We start from the raw sequence: 20304 nt of genomic DNA, 5'->3' as shown, positions 1-20304 counted from the left end.
CTTGCTCTGATCACTACATATTCTATAAGTTCAATTTATAATGATCTTGCCGTGGGCTATATATGACATCATGACAATTACAGCTTTGCTGAGTGTTTTTTTTATCATAAAGAAAACAACACCATCTTTCTTATATTTAATTATAGGTTTAACGATTAATTCAATATTCTTTTTATTGATGTATATAGACATGTATATTAATAACAATCAGGATCATTGGATTCTTTGGGACTTATACATTTATACTGTCAATTCTATAGATCTTATAATGATCATAGCTTTAATAGTAGACCGTGACTTTCTTGGCTTACACACCCTTAAAAATAAACTCATTTCATTATTCAAAACGTCTGAGCTTAACCAAATCCAATAAATGTATTATGTAGACTTATTTTTAGCAGATTATATTGATGCATTTATACAATGGGGCTTTTTAATGGCTTTGTTGTACACATTTGTATCGAGTATAAATACAGCTAATAAATTACTGGTCTATTTAGCTTCAATAATGTTCTTTTCTTACCTTATTGGTGACTTCCTTTTAGTTTTCAAAAACGTTTACCTTAACTGGATTTTTTTTGATTTCGCTACAGTTTGTATTATTTTTATAATAACAAAAGCTTCAAGCTTTGAAAGCGATGTGGCTAAAAACTATATTGTTAGTGGCTTATTGATTAATGCTTGTTTAACGTATGCTATTTACATAGATCTTTATATAAACTGGAACTCAGATCCTTGGTGGTTGTGGAGCCTGTACTCTATGGGGGTTAATGTTGTTGATTTACTAATGATTATTGCTATTTTTATCAATAAAGACTTTTTAGGGCTAATGAAACTTAAAGGTCGTTTATTTAGATCACGCACTGAGTTTAAAAGCCTATAATGACGGATCTATTATGGCTGCTTGTTAAAGTTGGCGAGAATTTAGGTAATTTTTTATTGTGGTTATTTTTAATCGCTTTTCTATTTAACCTTTCTTCGAGCATTAATAAACAAGATAAAAGTTTACTGCATATTTCATTAATAATGATGATCTCTTATTTTCTAAGTGCATTTTTAAGCCTCGAAACTTCTACGTATAAAGATTATTTCATATTTGATCTCACAACTATTTTGATACTTTTTTTGTGGCGAAAAATAACGTTGCAAAATACACCTATTGCTTTTTATTACTTAATTCTGGGGTTGGGTGTTAATACCTGTTTATTTTTGGGGATGCATTATGATGTTCAAGTTAAAGGAAACATTGATTATTGGTGGTTTTGGGCTGCATATGGGTTTGGCGTTATTCTATTTGATCTTATAATGGCATTGGCACTATTTATCAATAAAGATTTTTTGGGCTTAGTGAGGCTTAAGAGCGTTCTGTTTCCATCAAGAGCGAAGCTACCTAGCGTAATGTAACGATACGCTAGGTGTTGTGTTTAATGCTTGGTTTTCCCGAGCCTTGACTGCAGGGCTTTCATTACTATGGTATCAACAAACTCACTCACATCCCCGTTATGGCGTGCTACTTCTTTTACTAGTGTTGATGATATAAAAGTATTGCGCTCGGCGGGCGTTAAAAATACGCTTTCTAAATCAGGGTTTAAACGGCGGTTCATATTCGCGAGCTGAAACTCGTAATCAAAATCAGAAACCGCTCTTATGCCTCTGATCAGTACATTAGCATTATGGTCACGGGCTAAATCGGCGAGTAGCCCTGAAAAGCCAATGACTTTTACATTATCTAAATGGCTTAAAATCTCATTTGCTAAATCAACGCGTTCTTCTAAAGTAAAACACGGTTTTTTACTTGGGTTATGAGCAATAGCCACAATAACTGTATCGAACATTTTAACCGCACGCTGAATTAAATCAGTGTGGCCGTTGGTAAGAGGGTCAAATGTGCCTGGGTAGATTGCGGTCACTTTCATAATATTTACTGTGTTATTATTTTTAGCCGTAGTGTAGCAGTGTTTAGTGTGCAAAGCAGCCTTGTAAGTAAATTGTGGAGAACTTCATGCCTTGATTGTTTTAACGCTGACTATTTGTTTATACTAGTGGATTGTTTTAATGCAGCATCGTATTTTCGAAAATTGAGTAATGAGTATATGAATACCAAGGATAAAATAATTCAAACCAGTATTTCATTGTTTAATGAACATGGTGAAAGAGCAATATCAACTAATCATATTGCATCGAGTTTAGGCATGAGTCCGGGTAATCTTTACTACCACTTTAAAAATAAAGAAGACATTATTCGCCATATATTTGCACTTTATCGCGATCATTTAAGTACTCACTTTAAGCCAGTTGATAAAGGCGACGATGCTTTTGAGCATCTTGGCCCTTATTTAGATTCGCTATTTGAATTAATGTGGCGCTATCATTTTTTTTACGACAACCTTGGCGATATTCTTGCTCGCGATAGCCATTTAAAACAGGGTTACATTGATTTTCAGCAGGAATTACTTGAGCAGGTACGTAACATCATTTTGGCCTTGCGGGATAGTGAAATTATTGCCATTGATGAACAAGATGCCATTGAACTTGCTCATACGCTAAAATTAACGGTTAGCTTTTGGACACCCTATATGAAAGCAAGAAGACTAAGTGGTGTACTGGTTGAGCAAGATATTTACCCTGGCATTGTAAAAGTACTGACTTTATTTAAGGCTTACAGTACAGAAAAAAGCGCAAATAAAATTAATCAGTTAAGAGACAAGTACGCACTTTTAGCAAATGCAGCCCCCCAGAATCCTTAAGCCTGTTGAGTTGGTTAGTTCCTAGGCGTTAAATTTTTTGCTATAATCCGCCGCGCCCAATGCCTGGGTGCGCGAATTCCCGCAGTCTAAGAGTTGAACTATGCTTAAATTTATCGTCAAACTTCACCCTGAAATAGCCATCAAAAGCCGTTCAGTCCGTAAACGCTTTACCAAAGTGTTAGAAAATAACATTAAAATTGTATTGCGTCGTGTTGACGAAAAAGTACAGGTACGTAATAACTGGGATAACATTTCAGTTGTAACAAAACTTGACGATGCTCAAACTCGCCTTGATTTTATCGACAGCTTACAACGTATACCTGGCATCGTGCAGTTTATTGAAGTGACCGAAACAGACTTTAAAACCCTTGATGACATCTATCAAAAAACCATTGAGCTAGTTGGTCACACTATTATTGGTAAAACCTTTTGTGTCCGTGCTAAGCGCATAGGTCAACATGATTTTACTTCAACTGAGCTAGAGCGTTACGTTGGTGGCGGGCTTAATCAACATGTTGAAGGGGCTCGAGTAAAGCTAAGCCGCCCAGAAGTAACGATTCGTTTAGAAATTAAAGACGAAAAAGCCTACATAGTGACGCAAACCCATTTAGGAATGGCGGGCTTTCCACTGCCAACACAAGACGATGTATTATCGCTTATGTCTGGTGGGTTTGATTCTGGCGTTGCCAGTTATCAAATGATCCGTAAAGGTGCTCGCACGCACTTTTTATTCTTTAATTTAGGTGGCGCTGCCCATGAAATTGGGGTTAAGCAAGCGAGCTACTATCTATGGAAACAATACAGCTCTACTCACAAAGTTAAGTTTATTACTGTTGATTTTGAACCGGTTGTTGCTGAAATCTTAGAAAACGTTGAGAACAGCCAAATGGGCGTTGTCCTTAAACGTATGATGATGCGAGCGGGTAGTGCCGTCGCTGAAAAACTAAATATTCAAGCATTGGTTACGGGTGAAAGTATAGGTCAGGTGTCTAGTCAAACCTTAGCTAACTTAAGTGTGATTGACCGCGTAACCGAGACGCTGATTTTACGCCCACTTATCCAACATGATAAGCAAGAAATCATCAATATAGCGCGCCAAATAGGCACTGCAGAAATGGCAGAGACGATGCCTGAATACTGCGGTGTGATCTCTAAAAAGCCGACAGTTAAAGCCAAAATTGAAGTAATTAAAGCAGAAGAAGAAAAGTTTGACTTTGATGTGTTAGATACCGTTATTGATAACGCCCGTGTTATGGATGTGCGCGATATCGATGTTGAAGCTAAGCAAGAGCTTAAAGAGGCAGAATCAGTTACAGAGTTACCTGAAGGAGCGGTTGTTGTTGATATTCGCTCACCTGAGGAAGAAGATGCCGCTCCGCTTGAAATTGATGGTATTGAAGTTATTCATTTACCGTTTTTCCGCTTAGCAACAAAGTTTGGTGATTTACCTAAAGATAAAGACTATTACTTATATTGCCAAAAAGGGGTAATGAGCCAGTTACAAGCGCTTATTCTTCACGAAGAAGGCTTTACCACTGTAAAAGTCTATCGTCGTTAATGGCTAAATATTTTAAAAGCGCGGATTTATTCCGCGCTTTTTTTTGCCAAAATTTTAGCAAGTAAGGCGTCATTATAAGGTGTTGCAATATGGTGCAGTTTTCCTTGCTCACTTATATAGCCACAAATCGCCATGATCTCTGTTTGTCTATTATGCAAAACGTCTTGATGCATAGATGAGTAATTCTCTGCGGTTAAACTCATTACCTTGTAGGCGCGCTCGAGAGCATCGATAAGCTTAATATTAAGTTTAAGCGCGGTCGCAATATGGCACGCCTCTGTTAATAAATTAATAATTGAGCTATTAAACTGTGGCGCACGCAACTGGCCATTTTTTATATTGTACAGAGCGGTTAATGGATTTATTGCAATATTAACCAGTAGCTTTTCAAACCGTAGTTGTTCAATATTGTTACTGACAATTAACTGTGGAATGGTGTGTAATTGCTCACTAAGCTGTTGAATATTTTGAATAGCTAGTTGATTACAGCCCCCTAATACACTTTGCCCGTTTCCGGTATGCTGCACAATATTAGGGTTTGACTTAAATCCAGCTATGCTGGTGGTTAAAAAGTACAACGACTGCTGCTTTGTTAGTTGTTCATTTAATTGTTCAACATTACCCATGCCATTATGACTCAGTATAATATGGGTATTATTGCCTAGATAAGGTTTTACTTGAGCATAGGCTTGTTGCACTGCAAACGCTTTTACCGTGAATAAAACAATATCAAATTCAGGAGTTTGAGATAACTGCTCTTGTGAGATAAAAGTGGCGTTAATTTTTTCAGACGCAGCGTTACTGTGGCTGTAAAAGCGAGTATTAACTGTGCCTTTTCGAGTAAGTATATATATAGCGTGATGCTTGGCTAAAAAATGGCTAAATAACAAGCCAATAGCGCCATCACCTACAACAAGTATGTTAGCCATAATGCTTCTTTTTACGCAGTGTTAACAGGGCTTTAGCTAAAAAGTAGCTCGCTGCACCAATAAAATCGGCAACAAAATCGGCCAGTGATGCTTGTCTGTAAGGAAGGCTATCTTGCATAATTTCTATTGCCGCACCGTAACCAGCGAGTAATAGTATTTGTGCATATAATGGGAGTTTAAACGCTTTATCCATAATAATGGCAAGTAAAAAGAAGATACCAAAATGCGCTGCTTTATCAACATGCGGAAATAAGTTTGCCGCGCCCTTTACCTCTTTAGCAAATAAGAAGGTAAACGCAACAATACTAATTAAAAAAATTGCTTGGTAAACACGCCTTGTCACGAAAATTCCTAAAATCGTATAAAAAAGAAGCCTCAGTATATCAAACTAATTTAGTATCGCACCTGAACAAAATGCAGAAAAATGTAAAGATTTATCATTTTAACGTTATAATTGCGGCATAAAATTAAGATTAGATAGTTAGGAGAACGCTATGCCTTCATTTGATATTGTATCTGAAGTAGAAATGAACGAAGCAAAAAATGCGGTTGATAACGCCAACCGTGAACTAGAAACGCGATTTGACTTTAGAGGCGTTGATGCATCAATAGAGCTAAACGATAAAACAATTAAATTAAAAGCTGAAGCAGATGCTCAGGTAATGCAGTTATTTGATATTTTAGCGAGTAAAATCTCTAAACGTGGGATGGATGTTGCAAGCTTAGAGCTACAAGATATTTCTCGTGCGGGCAAAAATGTTTTTCGTAACGTTGCACTTAAACAGGGTATCGAAAAAGACATGGCTAAAAAAGTAGTAAAAGCCATCAAAGACTCTAAAGTAAAAGTACAAGCGGCCATTCAAGGTGAAGAAGTTCGCGTAACAGGTAAAAAGCGTGATGACTTACAAGCGGCTATGCAAGTTGTACGCACTGCTGATTTAGGTCAACCATTTCAGTTTAAAAACTTCCGCGATTAATTTATTGCCTCGAGCTCGGCACTATAGGCGCTGAGCTCAAAGCAACATGTATTTAGCCAAACACGTTATATTGTTTGGCTATTTATTTTTGGATCTATGATAATTATCGAACTCCGAACTCCGAACTCCGAACTCCGAACTCCGAACTCCGAACTCCGAACTCCGAACCCCGAACCCCGTATCCTGAATCTTGAACCTTTGGATTTGTAGATGTTTAGACGTCCGTTGACTTTTTTTAGTAAACAGATAACAATAGCAGTCTATTTTCAAGGTGCTTACTAAACACTTCAATGGTGTGATTTTTTTAGTAGGATAATCGGGAAGTTGGTGCGTTTTCATTGATGAAGTCAATCCCAACACTGCCCCCGCAACGGTAAAGTTATGCTGTATTAAATTATGGTAACTGAGTCCGGAGACCGGCCTTGATTTAATCTTACTTACTAACATCTTTGCGGTGGGCAAAGATAGGGGACATGATGTTAAATAAAACCGCACTGGGTGTGGCCATTTCGGCTGTACTCTCTATTTCTGTATCTGCTGCAGAACAAACCATTGAAAAAATAACCGTTACTGCGAATAAATTTGAACAACCTATAAATGATGTATTAGCAAGTGTTGCAGTTATCGAGCGCGCTGATATTGAAAAAGCGAATTACCGAGATTTACCAGCAATATTAAATACCATAGCTGGGATAGATATTGTTCGTAATGGTGGGTTAGGTCAAAAGGCAGATATATTTGTTCGCGGGGCCAGCGCTAAATATACCTTAGTATTGGTTGATGGCGTAAGAGTGAGCGATGCAAGTTCAGGTAGTGTATCGCTGACGAATATTCCAGTTAACAGTATCGAGCGTGTTGAGCTTATTAAAGGGGCAAGAGCTGCTATTTATGGCTCTGATGCGGTAGCCGGAGTAATTAATATTATCACCCGTAAAGCCTCAAATAACTCGCTTTCGGCTACTTTAGGCAGCCATAGCTACAGTAATTATCAGCTTGCTGGTGGGCTTGTAAAAGAGGCGCTTAGCTTTAATTATAATTTAGGCTACGAAGAGACAGATGGTTTTGATGTTACTGGCAAAGATCCAGCGGCTGAGTACACAAAAGATCATGATGATGATGGCTACAAAAATAAAAACATTGGCTTTAATTTAGCTTATGAGCTTGCTGAACTAGGCCAATTGAGCCTGCAATCTCAGTATAGTGAAGGCGAAGCACAATATGATAATGCATGGGGTAACGATGCCTACGACTTTGAAAATTACACCGCTAAGCTAGGCTGGAACAAAGCCTCAGATATATATAGCCAAAGTACTTCGGTGAGCGTTTCGCAAGAAGAAAATACCCAAACAGGTACCGATGTGCAGCAAGTGTATAGCACAGAGCGTGTTGAGTTTGAATATCGAGGGCTTTATACCCTTACTGAAGAACTTGAACTATCGGGTGGCTTTAATTATTTATCTGAGGATTTATCAAACTCGTCAGCAACGTCATCAGAAGAAAAACGCGATAATAAGGCGTTGTTTATAGGCGCGTTTTATAGCCATAACAAATGGTTAGCAAATGCGGTTGTTAGAACCGATGATTATGACTTCCATGGCCGTGCAAACACTTACAGTACAGGACTTGGTTACAAAGCAAATAACTATGTAACACTACGTTTAAATCACGGTACTGCATTTAGAGCTCCTTCGTTAATTAATGCGTTTGTGACTAACAGCCCGTACTATTTACCAAACAATAATATTAAACCTGAAGAAGCCTTAAATAATGAGCTTGGTATAACTTTAGAAACCCAATGGGGCCGTTATGATATTGCTATTTTCGATAACCGTATCAATAATTTGATTAGTAATAATTATGATGCAGACTCAGGTAAATATATTGCAACTAACATAGATAAAGTATCTATGCAGGGGATAGAATTATCGGCTGAGTTTTCAGCGTTAGGCTTTGAACACTCTGTTAATGTTAGTTTTTTAGATGCTACAGATGAAAAGACGAATACAGATTTACCACGCAGGCCTTCAGAGTCGTTTAATTATCAACTCGCTAAGTCATGGGGCGATTTTGATGCTAGTTTAGATATGCAGTATCGCTCATCGCGTCCATCAATTGCGTATTATGATTCTGAACTCGCTGACTATACGGTATTTAATTTAGCAGCCAATTACCAGTTGCTCGATAATTTGTCGTTAGCTGCTCGAATAGAAAATATTACTGATAAGGAATATTTTACTGCAGCAACAGGGTTTGCTGCCAGTGGTGAGCTATTAGGTTATAACAGCGCAGGAAGAACTTTCTTTGTGGGGGCAAATTATCAGTTTTAGTCACTTATCCTAGTTGCCAAGGAACAAATAGCCCAGCTTATTGCTGGGCTATTTATTAAAAGCACTTTATTCCGATAAAAACTCGCTAAATTCGGTTTCAAACTTATGTAATTTGGGTGCAATTAAAATACTGCAATAGCCCTGCTCAGGATTTTCATTGAAATAGTCCTGATGGTAGTGCTCTGCGGGGTAAAAAGTGGTTGCTGGGCTCACCTCAGTCACTATAGGTTCGCTAACATGACTTTGCAGCTCTGCAATAACGGCCTGTGTTTGCAATTGTTGTTGCTGATCATGGTAATACACAACGCTGCGGTATTGAGTACCTATATCGTTACCTTGGCGATTTAACTGGGTGGCATCATGCAAGGTAAAAAACATTGCGAGTAAGGTTTCAAAGCTTATCACACTAGAATCAAATTCAACCTTAACCACTTCGGCATGTCCGCTGTTGCCTGTGCAAATGGCTTTGTAGGTTGGGTTATCAGTGTGCCCGCCAGTGTAACCAGAACAAACACTGAGCACCCCTCTAACACGCCTAAATGCTGCGTCAATACACCAAAAACAGCCGCCGCCTAGTGTTGCTACCTGTGTGGTCGAACTCATAAGTACTTCCTCAATTGTATGGTTATATGCACCAGAAAATAGCGCCGTAACTGCTAATTACGACGCTCAGAGCGACTTAGATCTCTTTAAGTGGTTTTTCAGCGGCTTGCTTATCAAGTTTTTGTTGTAAAAACTCAGGTGATTGTGTGTTACGTGCCAAGGCATAATAAGCGGCTGGTACAACAAACAGAGTTAGTATGGTGGCAACCGTTACGCCGGTAAATACCACCACACCAATTACCATTCTACTTTCCGAGCCTGGACCGGAAGCCAACACCAAAGGTACGGCACTCATAACTGTGGTTAGGGAGGTCATAATAATAGGGCGCAAACGCTGTGTAGCCGCTTGTAAAATGGCCTCACTAAATTCTACGCCTTTATCACGTAACTGGTTGGTAAATTCAACAATCAGTATACCGTTTTTAGCACTTAACCCTATGAGCATAACAATACCTATTTGGCTGTATATATTAAGCGTTAACCCCATACTCCACAGCCCAAACATGGCACCCATTAAACCAAGTGGCACAGTTAACATAATAACAAATGGATGCATAAAACTTTCAAACTGAGCTGCCAGTACTAAAAAGGTCACGGTTAATGCCAGCACAAACACATAGGTCATGGCTGAGGCTCCTTCATAAAACAATTGCGACTCACCTTTATAGTCAATGGCACCATCAATGTCGTTTTCCTCTGTGGCAACCTTGTTTAAAAAGTTTAGAGCTTGTTCTAGCGTGTAACCATCAGCGAGGTTGGCACTTAAAGTAATTGCACGCATTCGGTTATAGCGGTTTAAACGCGAGGCGGTGGCTTCTTCTTTTAAGCTAATAAGGCTGTCGAGTGGCACCAATTCATTGCTGCGAGATTTAAGGTAAATATTTGAAATATCAGTAGGGTTTGCAAAGTCTTCTTTAGTTCCCTTTAAAATTACATCATATTCTTCACCGCGGTCAATAAAAGTGGTTACACGGCGTTGGCCAAGCATGGTTTCAAGTGTACGTCCCACATCCGAGACTGATACGCCTAAATCAGCGGCTTTATTTTTATCAATACTGACTAAAAATTGTGGGAAGGTTTCTTTATAATCATGATCAATGCGCACTAACCCAGGGTTTTTCTCTGCACGTTTAATAATTCTATCGCGCCAATCAGCTAGCTGAGCATAATCATTACCTTGCAAAACAAACTCTATCGGTCGCGATGAACCACCACCGCCAATACCACGGCGCATAATAGCAAATGCACGGACGTCGGTGACCTCTTGCATTTTGCCGCTTATTTCATCCATGACTTCCCATGTTGAGCGTTTGCGCTTATCCCAATCAGCCATGCCAACAATAGCCACGCCGCCACTGCCACCCCAACCTGGGACTCGAACAAGCACTCGACTTAGTTCGCCAGATTCAGAATAAGGCATCAAGCGCTCTTCAATTTTTGCCATATTGGCGGCATTATTTTCATAACTTGCCCCTTCAGGGCCATTCATAAGCACAAAGAAGGTGCCACGATCTTCTTTAGGGGTAAGTTCAGAGGGTATTTGTAAAAATAATGAATAACTAACAAACCCAGCCAAAACTAAGCTCAGCATTAAGCCCCATTTACGGGTCATGTTTGACGCTAAAGCGTTACGGTATCCATTTTCTAATTTAGTAAAAAAACGGTCCATAACTTGGCTAAACTTACTTTCTTTTTCAGAGGCCTTTAACACTTTTGAACACAGCGCTGGAGAGAGTGTTAATGCAGTAATGCTGGAGAAAAACACGGCAGCACTTACCGCCATAGCAAACTCTGTAAATAGTGCGCCAATTCGTCCTTCCATAAACACTAATGGTACAAACACGGATATAAGCACTAAGGTGGTGGCTATAATTGCAAAGCCCACCTCACGTGCGCCGCGATAAGCTGCCAATAAAGGCGGTTCACCAAGTTCAATACGGCGGTGAATATTCTCTAGCATTACAATGGCATCATCGACCACTAAGCCTATTGCTAATACTAGTGCCAGTAGAGTTAATAAGTTAATTGAATAACCCATTGCTAATAAAAACATAAAACTACCGACTAAGGCGACCGGTACGGTGACCGCAGGAATAAGAGTGGCGCGAATGTTACCTAAAAATATAAAGATAATAAGCACGACTAACCCCATAGAAATTGCTAAAGTTTTATAAACCTCATTAATTGACTCTTTAATAAATACCGAAGAATCATAACTGTCTTCTATGGTGGTGCCTTCAGGTAAATTACGTTTTATTTTTTCCAGTTCACTGCGGGCGTTATCAACCACAGTTAGGGTATTGGCTTTGGCTTGTTTAACAATACCCATACCAATCATATTACGGCCATTTCCGCGAAATAAACTTTCATCATCGGCGGCTTCTAGTTTTACGTCAGCCACTTCGCCTAGACGCACTAAATAACCATCTTCACCTCGTTTAATAACTAGGTTTTGAAAATCACGTTGGTTTTTATAGCTGCGTGCAGTGCGAACGGTAAAATCACGATCAACTGATTCAATTTCACCGGCCGGAAGTTCTACATTTTCACTACGCAGTGTTTGCTCAATATCACTGGAGGTAATACCACGGGCGGCCATCGCTTGGCGGTTAAGCCATACTTTCATGGCATACTTTCGCTCTCCCCCAATACGCACATTTGATACACCATCAACAACGGCTAAACGGTCGACAATAAAACGCTGTGCATAATCAGAAAGTTGCAATGAATCCATGGTTTCGCTGTTAAGTACAAACCACGCAATAGGGCTTTCGTCACTATTTGATTTTGATACTTCAGGAGGACGCACTTGTTCGGGTAGGCTGTCTAATGCCCGTGCAACACGTTCACGCACATCGTTAGAGGCATCGTCTATGTCGCGGTTAATATTAAACTCAATGGTAATGTTTGAGCGGCCATTACGACTCGATGAGTTAATACTTTTAATACCCTCAATCCCCGAAATACGATTTTCAATAACTTGCGTTATTTTTGTTTCAATAATTTCAGCAGATGCACCGGTATATTCAGTACTAATATTTACAATCGGTGTTTCAATATCTGGATACTCTCGCAAAGGCAACATGCTAAAAGCAACTAAGCCAAATGTGAGTAACAGTAAGTTAATAACAATCGCAAAAACGGGGCGTTTGACGCTAGTATCGGTAATTTTCACGTGTTACCCCTTAACGCTTACTTTACTACCTGAGCGAATTTTAATTATTCCCTCGGTAACAATTTGCTCGCCATTACTTAACCCTTTGTCTATCGCAACCCAGCCATTATTTCTACTTGCAACATGTACTTCTTTACGGTTTGCTATGCCATCTTCAATTTGAAAAACGTAATGCTTATCTTGCAGAGGAATAATGGCCTTTTCAGGCACCATCAGCGCTTGGTTACTGCTTAGCTCTAGTGCAGTTTTAAGCAACATACCTGGGCGAAGTAAACCTGATTTATTAGCAAAGCTGGCTGTTACTTCTACACTGCGAGTGATTGAGTCGATACGTGAGCTTATATGGGTTACTTTACCGCTGAAGGTTTGATCAGGGTAAGCATCGTTTTGAGTGCGAACAATCATTCCGTTTTTCAATTGAGCTAAATACTTTTCAGGCACTTTAAAATCAACTTTTATAATACTAATGTCATCGAGGGTTGTGATCACAGTACTATTATTAATATACGCACCCACCGATATTTCGCGTTTCCCCAGTAACCCAGAAAAAGGCGCGGTGATGGCCATTTCATTGAGTTTGGTTTTAGCACTTTCAAGTTGTGCTTCGCTGGCATCAACGCGAGCGAGTTGTTCTTCAAGCAATGACTTGGCCGTCGCTTGCGAGCGAGAAAGCTCGGTTAGTCTGGCTAATTGACGTTTTTCTTCTTGTAAATTAATGCTAAGTTCTTTTACTGCAAATTGTTCTTGTTGGTTTTGCAGTTGTACTAATTTTTGTCCTTTGCTGACCAAGTCGCCATCTTCAAAGTAAATGCTAGTGACATAATCGTTTTGGGCGCTTTTAATGTAGATAGCCTGATTAGCACGAGCACTGCCAATGGCTTCAATCATAATTGCATTTTCTTGCGACTCGACAGTGTGGGCAGAGACTTGCGTTGTCATTGCCGAGTAATTGGCTTGCTCGCCCTGTGATGCGGGAAAATACAAATAAACGCTAAAAATTATTAGTAACGAAATAATAAATGGAAATAAGGCTTTACCTGATTGTTTAGAGTGCATTGTTTTCATACCTGAAAATAGATTATAAGTATTGTACGAAATCAGGACAAAAAAAGGCGGTTATGTATCTCATTAATTTGTGCGTTAAGCGTAAAAATAACTGATACTTAGTCATTGCGCATATTTAACAGTAATAATGGGAGTTAATTGATGAGCTTAAAACATCATGCAAACGCTGTTTAACGCTGAGAAAGTTAGCATTGTGGGCTATTATTATGTTTATATTTTATATGGCGTTTTTTCAGTATGGCTAATATAAATAAACAAATACTAAAATACCGAGCGCAAGGCGCTAAAAATGGAATTGAAATATTAGTGGTCGGCAGCATTGGCTTGATTGTTATCATGCTGTTTAATTTATTACGCCCAGGCGAAATAAGTATTATCGAAATTTTTTTAGTAAGTTTATGTATTGCTGCAATTTTAATTGGCTTTTTTAAAACACAAGAACCTTTTTATAGTATTATTTTAACTGAGCAGCAATTAATATATCAGCATAAGTATGGACAATGGCATTTACACCCAGAGAATTTGCACCATTGTGGTATACCTAAGGTTGATAATGGCATTGATTACCTTGAGCTTAATGCGATTGGTATTAAGTTAAATGATATAGATTCATTCTTGTCTGCTTTAGCTCCAAGAATTGCGGGTAAATTGTTGATAGAGCAGCGACATTTCTTTATGCAAGTTGTTCAGAAAAATTGCAAAAATGGGCATTGCCCATCAGAATGGTTAGTTGAAGATAATAAATATAGGTCAAAAAAAGGAATTGACTATAATGGGCTCATAGCGATGTTTGCTAATAGGGCTAAACATCTTCAGCTTTTAACAGGGTATGACTTACTGTTACCAGCGAGTGTAATAGAAAGTGATATTTGGGAATTTAGCGCAAATTTAAATAAATGGAAGCGCGATCCCTCTCAGTTTATAAAGTCGCAGTGTGAATAATAATATAAGCACTCACTGCGGGATTAGGAATAACGATGAGCCAAGACAGATCTTTCATTAAAAGTGGTCGAAACACCATAATACATAAAAACAGAAAACTAGATTTAGTGATTGTTAATGGTGAGACTCACCCTAAAATTAAAGTAACAGGTAATGGTCTTGAGCCATTTAAAGAAGAACTGCCAAAAAACCGCCGAGATGCAAAAGAGCGTTACCTCGACGTTGTTTATATTACTAGTGCTGATGTATTTAGCGAAGAAAAACAATTGTTGTTTATTCAATCCTTAGATGGCCGCGAATATAAAGTAGATTACAGTAAAGTTGGCACTAAATTATTTGTTCGTATTCATCAAGATAGCTATTTATAATTTATAATGGCATTTTTTTTGCTTAATAGTTTTATTAGATAATTTTAAGACAAAAAGGTGCTGAGTATGAGAGCAATTTCGTTAATACCACTTATGTCATGCTTGCTTTTGGCTGCATGCGGAGGGGGAGGTGGTGCTGATAACAGTGATATAAAAACATCAGTATTTGCAGGTAACGATCTTCAAGTTGTAGAAAAATCAGAGTTTACTATTTCTGCAAAAGGCTCTCCTGCAGATGGTACATTTACTTGGCAGCGTGTAAGTGGCCCTATTATAGATGTGTTTCCGCTTGAAGGGGCTGAACAAACCATTACTGCACCAGATGTAAAGTCTGACAGTGAACTGGTATTAAGAGTTAGCTATCAAACCTCAGATGGCAGTTTAGTGAATGACGACTTGAGTGTTTTCATTGCCTCTAATAATCAGCTTCCTCTTGCTGTTGTTACTCAAGTTGCTCCTGCAAACTTGCCCTCAGTTTATAAGGATACTGTAACCCTTAGTGGTTTAACTTCCACAGACCCCGATGAAAATGGCGAAATTAGCAGTTATTTGTGGCAATTATTGTCAGGGCCGGATTTAACAATTGATAGCTATACCAATCCAACGCTTAGTTTTCCTCATCCATTATTAGAAAATAACACCAACTTAAAATGGCAGCTCACCGTAACAGATGATGAGGGCGGAGTATCTGCATCACAATTTGATATGACCCTTAATAAAACAGCTCAAGTGATTATTGCCGATGCAGGCGCTAATCAAACAGTAGAAGAGTTTGATAAGGTTATTTTAGATGCCACAGCCAGTGAAGCGGCAACTCAATCTTATCAATGTATGTGGCAACAACTTACCGGTAATACAGAAACCCTGATTGAACCGAAGTCATGTACTGCCAGCTTTTTTGCCTCTGATATTGATTTAAATGCAACGCTTAGCTTTGAAGTACAAGTTATGGACTTAAAAGGGCGCACCGACACAGATACCGTATTTATTGATGTAACACCCAAAGCGCTTGGGTTAATAAATGATACAGGGGTAGGAGAGTGTTATAACAATACTCAGCGAATTAATTGTAATAATGATGAATTTCCAGCTCAAGATGCTGATCTTGGGCGCGATAGTTTTGCCAATCGTTTAGGTAAAGTGGGTAAAGGGAATCTGGCTTTTGATTACACCAAACTTAATGAGTTTGCCGATGAGCTTCTCGATGATGCGCAAAACTTTAGCTGTATTCGTGATAATACTACCGGCCTTGTTTGGGAAGTGAAAAGCCCTTATTCCGGTGTGTTACCAAATACTTCGTTGCGTGATGGACAAAACCGTTATATTTGGCAAGGTACAGTAAATAGCGGCGATGTAAATGGTAGCGCTAATACCACATGCCCGAGCGATACTGATTGTGGATTACAAACCTATATTGATGAAGTTAATGCGCTTGATTTTTGTGGCGGCAGTAACTGGCGTTTACCCACTTATACTGAACTTTTAGGTTTAATTGATTACGGTAAACAAGGGCAAAACGTATTGATAGATACTGCATTTTTCCCTAATACACCATCGACTAACAGTGTAGGGCATTTACGCTACTGGACTTCGCAAACGGCTGTTGATGGTGCCAGTTTATCTCAGGCTTACACTATCGATATGATGGATGGCAACGACTTAGCCTATCCAAAAGATAATGCCGCTTATGTGCGCTTAGTTAGAAATCGTTAAGGTGATTATTATGAAATTAATTAAAGTCTCTATGTTATTAGCCTTAGGATTAAGTCAGTCACTTGCAGCGCAGCAGTGTTATCAGGAAGTCGCGACTAGCGATGATACCGACCGATTTGTGATTAATATTGATGGCACTGTATCAGATACTAAAACAGGGCTAATGTGGCAGCGCTGTAACTATGGTCAAGTTTATAATAGCGAAACAACTAGCTGCGATGGCGATACTCAACCATTAAATTGGCAAGCTTCACTTAAAGGCGCACTTAATGACACCACGGCAAATTATAACGACTGGCAAGTGCCGAGTATTAAAGAGTTAGCTAGTATAGTAGATCACCGTTGTACCGATCCAAGTATTAATGCGGGTATTTTTTTAGCAACGCAGTCGCAAAATTATTGGTCTAATACCTCGGGTATTAGCAATATAAATTCGGCATGGGTTTATCAGTTTGCAAGTGGTTTAAATAGCTTACATGCTAAAACAAGTAACGTATATTTACGCCTAGTACGCTATGAGAAGTAGTTAATTAATATATTAGCGAATCTAAAAATACTCTTTTATTTACGGTTAGCTTTTTTATTTACACTATTTTAATAATAAAGCCTGGTTGTAGTTGTCACCCAGGCTATTTTTTTGCCATTATAGGCCGTGAATTAACGACCAAGGACTATAAAGGTGTATTTAAGCTATTTTGGTTTACAAGAAAAGCCATTCTCAATTTCGCCTAATCCCCACTACTTATTTTTAAGTGAACGCCACAAAGAAGCATTAGCACACCTTACCTATGGACTAGGTGAAGACGGTGGCTTTGTGCTGTTAACTGGTGAAGTGGGGACGGGTAAAACCACCATAACACGTAGTATGTTAGAGCGACTGCCTGAAAATACCCAAGTAGCCATGATCCATAATCCTGCGTTATCAGAACTTGAACTGTTAGCCAGTATTTGCGATGAATTACAAATAACTTACGACGCCAAAAATGCCACGCTGAAAAGTCTAACGGATGTGATTAAAAAGCACCTTGAGTTTAATAATAAAGCGGGGGGGCATACTATTTTAATTATTGATGAAGCACAGCTACTTGCCCCCGATGTGCTTGAACAACTTCGCTTATTAACCAATATCGAAACCGACCATAAAAAGTTATTACAAATAGTATTAGTTGGGCAGCCTGAGTTACAGCTACTTTTAAAGCGTAATGAGTTAAGGCAACTGGCACAGCGTATTACTGCTAGGTATCACTTGTTAGCGCTAACACCAGGGCAAACCATTGCTTATATTCAACATCGGCTACATATTGCAGGTTGTGACAAGAAAATATTTTCAATGGAAGCGATGCAAATGGTGCATCAGCTCACAGGCGGCGTGCCACGATTAATGAATCTGGTGTGTGAACGCGCATTAGTAGGGGCATTTTCTAAACAACAAGAAATTGTTGGCAGTGATATTGTTAAGCAAGCAGCGAGTGAATCTTTACCTATCGACTTTATTGCCACAAATAATAAGGTGAGTAAAACAGGTTCGATTTGGCCCTATAGCGCTGCTGCGTTAATGCTTTTTGGTGCAGGAATTGGCCTGTCATTTATTCTTTAGTTAGGTGATTCATGTCTTATTTATTAGATGCGTTAAAGCAGTCAAAGCACGATACCATGAGCGCAGAGCAATATGACTTGCAAGCGCAACAATTAAAACAACAACATCAGTTGATGACCTATCGTCGAATTAGTTTTTTACTCACCGGAAGTTTATTGGCGACGGGTATATTGACCAGTGGCTTTTTTGTCGGTAAGTGGCTGCAACAAGAAAATGTAGCCGTAAAAAATGAGGTTGTTCAAAATGACCTTAGTCAAAAAGACTCAGCAGTAGTAGAAAAAACAACAAGCCCAGAGGAAGTACAAAAAACGGTTGCTCAAGCAGTAACAACCCCTCAAGCGCCCCTTGTTACAACTGCGCCTAACAATTCTGTGCCACTGGCAGGGCAATTGGTTTATGTGCAAACCCCAACGGGTGTACAGCAAATGTTGCTTACGCCACAAGGGCAATATTTACCTATGAGCGTTAATCAAACGTCTCAAGGGCAAACGCAAAATTTCTCGGCGCAGAATAACGTTTCATCTAGTTTTCAATCACCGAGCAGCCAACCGCAAAGTGTACCAACTCAGCCAACGAAAAGAACACTCAGTGCCGATGAGTTGAGTAAATACAAAGTGTTAGGTAAACCACTTAATCAAAATGTGTCTGCTCAGCCAGAATCAACCGCTGAACTAGATACGGTTCCCGACACGCTTAAAAATGCGTTTGCGCAAGCCGTTAATGACACAGAAACAACAGCCGACTACGAAGTAACTAAAGGCTCTCGTCATTCATCACGGGTACAACCCGTTGAGCTACTGCCGGATGGCCTACAAAGTATGTTGCCAAGCATTAAATATCAGGCACATATTTATTCGTCGACAGCAGATAAACGCTGGATAAAGCTCAATGGCAGAGAGCTATATGAAGGGGAGTCTATTGGTGCATTGAGGGTGCTAGAAATAGCACCGGATCAGAGCGTACTTGATTTTGATGGCTATGAATTTAGCTTAAAAGCCCTGCAAGATTGGCCACAATAGTGGCCAATTAACTAAAGATAGAGTGCTTATAAAAGCCCTCTAAATCTATATTATATTCTTTGGGTTTCACTGCTGATTCAAGCGTGTCTTGTGTTCTTTTACTTGATAAGTCAATATCTTGAACTTCAGTGTAACGCCCATGTTTGGCATTAAAAAACGTTTTTACGACTGGTTTTAATGGTGTTGCAGGATTACTTTGGGTCACCAGCCCCACTTTTTGGCTGGAAAGTTTTACCAGCGTGCCCACAGGGTGAATACCAATACATTGAATAAATTTATTAAGTAGCACGCCATCAAAGCTATCTGGGCAACCTTGTTTTAATATTTTAAACGCCTTAATTGGCTCCATACCCGTTTTATAAACGCGTTCAGCGGTTAATGCATCATATACATCAACAATAGAGGCCATACGAACGTATTGGCTTATTTCATCGCCCTTTTTACCAAAGGGGTAGCCTTTACCATCTAAGCGCTCATGGTGCATACCTGCGATATCAACAGCAATCCCCGTTAATCCTGCGTCTTCTAGTATTTCTTTGCTAAAGCGCGCATGGTTTTGCATCACTTTAAATTCTTCGTCACTGTAGCGACCTGGTTTGTTGAGAATCGCGTCAGGTATTTTTATTTTTCCCATATCATGCAATAGGGCACCTGTTGCAAGTTCTTCAATGATTGGCTTTTCAATATTGAGATGTTTTGCAAAAATACTCATTAAAATAGACACATTTATCGAGTGCTCTAATAAATAGGCATCTTTTTGGCGCATTTGCGTAATGCACGCCAGCGCATCTTGATTTCTAAATACGGAGTCAATAAACCCGCTAGCCAGCTCCCTAAAAGGAGCAACATCAACAGTGCGGCCAGATTCTATATCGCCAAATGCTTTGGTTTGTAAGTTTTTTGCTTCATCATAAAGCTTTTTAGCTTTACTCATTTCTTGCTCAGCGCTGTGGGTTATTAACCATGGATCGCGCTTTTTGATTTCGTGCTTAGTAGCAGGCGTTGGTTGTGTTTCAGATTCTTCAGAGGTGAGCATTTTATCAGGATCGATTTCAACCTCTAAAATGCCAGATTTTATTAATTTATCAATTCCACTTTGAGTTTTAACCCAGCCTTGGTTTTTTATTCTAATATTGCCAGTTTGCTTAACAACTTTTTGTACAAACATACCAGGTTTTAGCTGTGTAGTAGGAATGGTTTTCAAAATGAACTCTAATTAACAAGTATGATTAGAGAAAGTAACAAATAAATTCATATTTAGAAATAAAAAAAGGCATCAAATTG

General features: G+C 39.1%; 19 protein-coding genes and 1 riboswitch. Of the genes, 12 read left to right on the top strand and 7 right to left on the bottom strand.

What is annotated here, in order from left to right:
- Positions 1-640: 640 nt before the first annotated feature.
- On the top strand, positions 641-883 hold the full coding sequence (locus QMA00_RS13045; protein WP_249928731.1) for a hypothetical protein: 243 nt from the start codon (positions 641-643) through the stop codon (positions 881-883).
- Complete coding sequence (locus QMA00_RS13040; RefSeq protein WP_076922883.1) at positions 883-1404, top strand: hypothetical protein; 522 nt, start codon at positions 883-885, stop codon at positions 1402-1404. Before QMA00_RS13045 ends, QMA00_RS13040 begins: the two co-directional genes overlap by 1 nt.
- A 20-nt stretch (positions 1405-1424) precedes the next feature.
- Here QMA00_RS13040 and coaD read toward each other — a convergent pair whose 3' ends face one another.
- Complete coding sequence (gene coaD / locus QMA00_RS13035) at positions 1425-1916, bottom strand: pantetheine-phosphate adenylyltransferase (RefSeq protein ID WP_076922905.1); 492 nt, start codon at positions 1914-1916, stop codon at positions 1425-1427.
- A 177-nt stretch (positions 1917-2093) separates the two neighbouring features.
- On the opposite strand from coaD, the gene QMA00_RS13030 reads away from it, so the two are divergent.
- Positions 2094-2747 carry a TetR/AcrR family transcriptional regulator gene (locus tag QMA00_RS13030; protein WP_010391043.1) on the top strand — a complete coding sequence of 218 codons (654 nt, stop codon included), beginning with the start codon at positions 2094-2096 and terminating at the stop codon, positions 2745-2747.
- 100 nt (positions 2748-2847) lie between these two features.
- On the top strand, positions 2848-4305 hold the full coding sequence (gene thiI / locus QMA00_RS13025; protein WP_076922884.1) for a tRNA uracil 4-sulfurtransferase ThiI: 1458 nt from the start codon (positions 2848-2850) through the stop codon (positions 4303-4305).
- Positions 4306-4331: 26 nt separating this feature from the next.
- On the opposite strand, the gene QMA00_RS13020 is transcribed toward thiI, so the two are convergent.
- Both QMA00_RS13020 and QMA00_RS13015 read right to left on the bottom strand, forming a co-directional pair.
- Positions 4332-5234 carry a ketopantoate reductase family protein gene (locus QMA00_RS13020; RefSeq protein ID WP_076922885.1) on the bottom strand — a complete coding sequence of 301 codons (903 nt, stop codon included), beginning with the start codon at positions 5232-5234 and terminating at the stop codon, positions 4332-4334.
- Positions 5227-5577: a VanZ family protein gene (locus QMA00_RS13015; protein WP_076922886.1), complete on the bottom strand. Its 351-nt coding sequence runs from the start codon at positions 5575-5577 to the stop codon at positions 5227-5229. The genes QMA00_RS13020 and QMA00_RS13015 overlap by 8 nt, the downstream gene beginning before the upstream one ends.
- Before the next feature lie 151 nt (positions 5578-5728).
- Here QMA00_RS13015 and QMA00_RS13010 point away from each other — a divergent pair, with 151 nt between their 5' ends.
- Both QMA00_RS13010 and QMA00_RS13005 read left to right on the top strand, forming a co-directional pair.
- On the top strand, positions 5729-6211 hold the full coding sequence (locus tag QMA00_RS13010) for a YajQ family cyclic di-GMP-binding protein (RefSeq protein WP_013464315.1): 483 nt from the start codon (positions 5729-5731) through the stop codon (positions 6209-6211).
- 274 nt (positions 6212-6485) lie between these two features.
- A riboswitch (cobalamin riboswitch) is annotated at positions 6486-6651 on the top strand.
- A gap of 36 nt (positions 6652-6687) precedes the next feature.
- Complete coding sequence (locus tag QMA00_RS13005) at positions 6688-8538, top strand: TonB-dependent receptor (RefSeq protein ID WP_076922887.1); 1851 nt, start codon at positions 6688-6690, stop codon at positions 8536-8538.
- 66 nt (positions 8539-8604) lie between these two features.
- On the opposite strand, the gene msrA is transcribed toward QMA00_RS13005, so the two are convergent.
- The 3 genes from msrA to QMA00_RS12990 all read right to left on the bottom strand — a co-directional run bounded on the left by msrA (position 8605) and on the right by QMA00_RS12990 (position 13372).
- Complete coding sequence (gene msrA / locus QMA00_RS13000) at positions 8605-9141, bottom strand: peptide-methionine (S)-S-oxide reductase MsrA (RefSeq protein WP_076922888.1); 537 nt, start codon at positions 9139-9141, stop codon at positions 8605-8607.
- 76 nt (positions 9142-9217) lie between these two features.
- Positions 9218-12316 carry an efflux RND transporter permease subunit gene (locus tag QMA00_RS12995; RefSeq protein ID WP_076922889.1) on the bottom strand — a complete coding sequence of 1033 codons (3099 nt, stop codon included), beginning with the start codon at positions 12314-12316 and terminating at the stop codon, positions 9218-9220.
- 3 nt (positions 12317-12319) lie between these two features.
- Positions 12320-13372 carry an efflux RND transporter periplasmic adaptor subunit gene (locus QMA00_RS12990; protein WP_076922890.1) on the bottom strand — a complete coding sequence of 351 codons (1053 nt, stop codon included), beginning with the start codon at positions 13370-13372 and terminating at the stop codon, positions 12320-12322.
- A gap of 246 nt (positions 13373-13618) precedes the next feature.
- Here QMA00_RS12990 and QMA00_RS12985 point away from each other — a divergent pair, with 246 nt between their 5' ends.
- From QMA00_RS12985 to QMA00_RS12960, 6 genes are all read left to right on the top strand, one after another.
- On the top strand, positions 13619-14323 hold the full coding sequence (locus tag QMA00_RS12985; RefSeq protein WP_008465989.1) for a DUF2982 domain-containing protein: 705 nt from the start codon (positions 13619-13621) through the stop codon (positions 14321-14323).
- Positions 14324-14358: 35 nt separating this feature from the next.
- Positions 14359-14691 carry a hypothetical protein gene (locus tag QMA00_RS12980; RefSeq protein ID WP_008465987.1) on the top strand — a complete coding sequence of 111 codons (333 nt, stop codon included), beginning with the start codon at positions 14359-14361 and terminating at the stop codon, positions 14689-14691.
- 66 nt (positions 14692-14757) lie between these two features.
- Positions 14758-16404, top strand: coding sequence for a DUF1566 domain-containing protein (locus QMA00_RS12975; RefSeq protein ID WP_076922891.1), 1647 nt, complete (start codon positions 14758-14760; stop codon positions 16402-16404).
- A gap of 10 nt (positions 16405-16414) precedes the next feature.
- A complete protein-coding gene (locus QMA00_RS12970) occupies positions 16415-16930 on the top strand; it encodes a DUF1566 domain-containing protein (RefSeq protein WP_008465984.1) in 516 nt (171 codons plus the stop codon).
- Positions 16931-17083: 153 nt separating this feature from the next.
- Positions 17084-18001 carry an AAA family ATPase gene (locus tag QMA00_RS12965; RefSeq protein WP_064662968.1) on the top strand — a complete coding sequence of 306 codons (918 nt, stop codon included), beginning with the start codon at positions 17084-17086 and terminating at the stop codon, positions 17999-18001.
- A gap of 11 nt (positions 18002-18012) precedes the next feature.
- Positions 18013-19020, top strand: a complete 1008-nt coding sequence (locus tag QMA00_RS12960) for a general secretion pathway protein GspB (RefSeq protein ID WP_076922892.1) — start codon at positions 18013-18015, stop codon at positions 19018-19020.
- Between the two features lie 7 nt (positions 19021-19027).
- On the opposite strand, the gene QMA00_RS12955 is transcribed toward QMA00_RS12960, so the two are convergent.
- Positions 19028-20224: an HD-GYP domain-containing protein gene (locus QMA00_RS12955; protein WP_076922893.1), complete on the bottom strand. Its 1197-nt coding sequence runs from the start codon at positions 20222-20224 to the stop codon at positions 19028-19030.
- Between the last annotated feature and the right edge of the window lie 80 nt (positions 20225-20304).

Origin of the sequence: Pseudoalteromonas sp. APC 3694 (genome assembly GCF_030407565.1) — a bacterium.
Taxonomy (GTDB): Bacteria; Pseudomonadota; Gammaproteobacteria; order Enterobacterales; family Alteromonadaceae; genus Pseudoalteromonas; species Pseudoalteromonas tetraodonis.
This window is presented reverse-complemented; position numbering and strand designations above follow the sequence as displayed.

What these genes read in the sequence shown, in the direction of transcription:
- QMA00_RS13040 (WP_076922883.1), top strand. Translation starts at nt 883, where the DNA reads ATGACGGATCTATTATGGCTGCTTGTTAAAGTTGGCGAGAATTTAGGT.
- coaD (WP_076922905.1), bottom strand. Translation starts at nt 1,916, where the DNA reads ATGAAAGTGACCGCAATCTACCCAGGCACATTTGACCCTCTTACCAAC.
- QMA00_RS13030 (WP_010391043.1), top strand. Translation starts at nt 2,094, where the DNA reads ATGAATACCAAGGATAAAATAATTCAAACCAGTATTTCATTGTTTAAT.
- thiI (WP_076922884.1), top strand. Translation starts at nt 2,848, where the DNA reads ATGCTTAAATTTATCGTCAAACTTCACCCTGAAATAGCCATCAAAAGC.
- QMA00_RS13020 (WP_076922885.1), bottom strand. Translation starts at nt 5,234, where the DNA reads ATGGCTAACATACTTGTTGTAGGTGATGGCGCTATTGGCTTGTTATTT.
- QMA00_RS13010 (WP_013464315.1), top strand. Translation starts at nt 5,729, where the DNA reads ATGCCTTCATTTGATATTGTATCTGAAGTAGAAATGAACGAAGCAAAA.
- QMA00_RS13005 (WP_076922887.1), top strand. Translation starts at nt 6,688, where the DNA reads ATGTTAAATAAAACCGCACTGGGTGTGGCCATTTCGGCTGTACTCTCT.
- msrA (WP_076922888.1), bottom strand. Translation starts at nt 9,141, where the DNA reads ATGAGTTCGACCACACAGGTAGCAACACTAGGCGGCGGCTGTTTTTGG.
- QMA00_RS12990 (WP_076922890.1), bottom strand. Translation starts at nt 13,372, where the DNA reads ATGCACTCTAAACAATCAGGTAAAGCCTTATTTCCATTTATTATTTCG.
- QMA00_RS12985 (WP_008465989.1), top strand. Translation starts at nt 13,619, where the DNA reads ATGGCTAATATAAATAAACAAATACTAAAATACCGAGCGCAAGGCGCT.
- QMA00_RS12980 (WP_008465987.1), top strand. Translation starts at nt 14,359, where the DNA reads ATGAGCCAAGACAGATCTTTCATTAAAAGTGGTCGAAACACCATAATA.
- QMA00_RS12975 (WP_076922891.1), top strand. Translation starts at nt 14,758, where the DNA reads ATGAGAGCAATTTCGTTAATACCACTTATGTCATGCTTGCTTTTGGCT.
- QMA00_RS12970 (WP_008465984.1), top strand. Translation starts at nt 16,415, where the DNA reads ATGAAATTAATTAAAGTCTCTATGTTATTAGCCTTAGGATTAAGTCAG.
- QMA00_RS12960 (WP_076922892.1), top strand. Translation starts at nt 18,013, where the DNA reads ATGTCTTATTTATTAGATGCGTTAAAGCAGTCAAAGCACGATACCATG.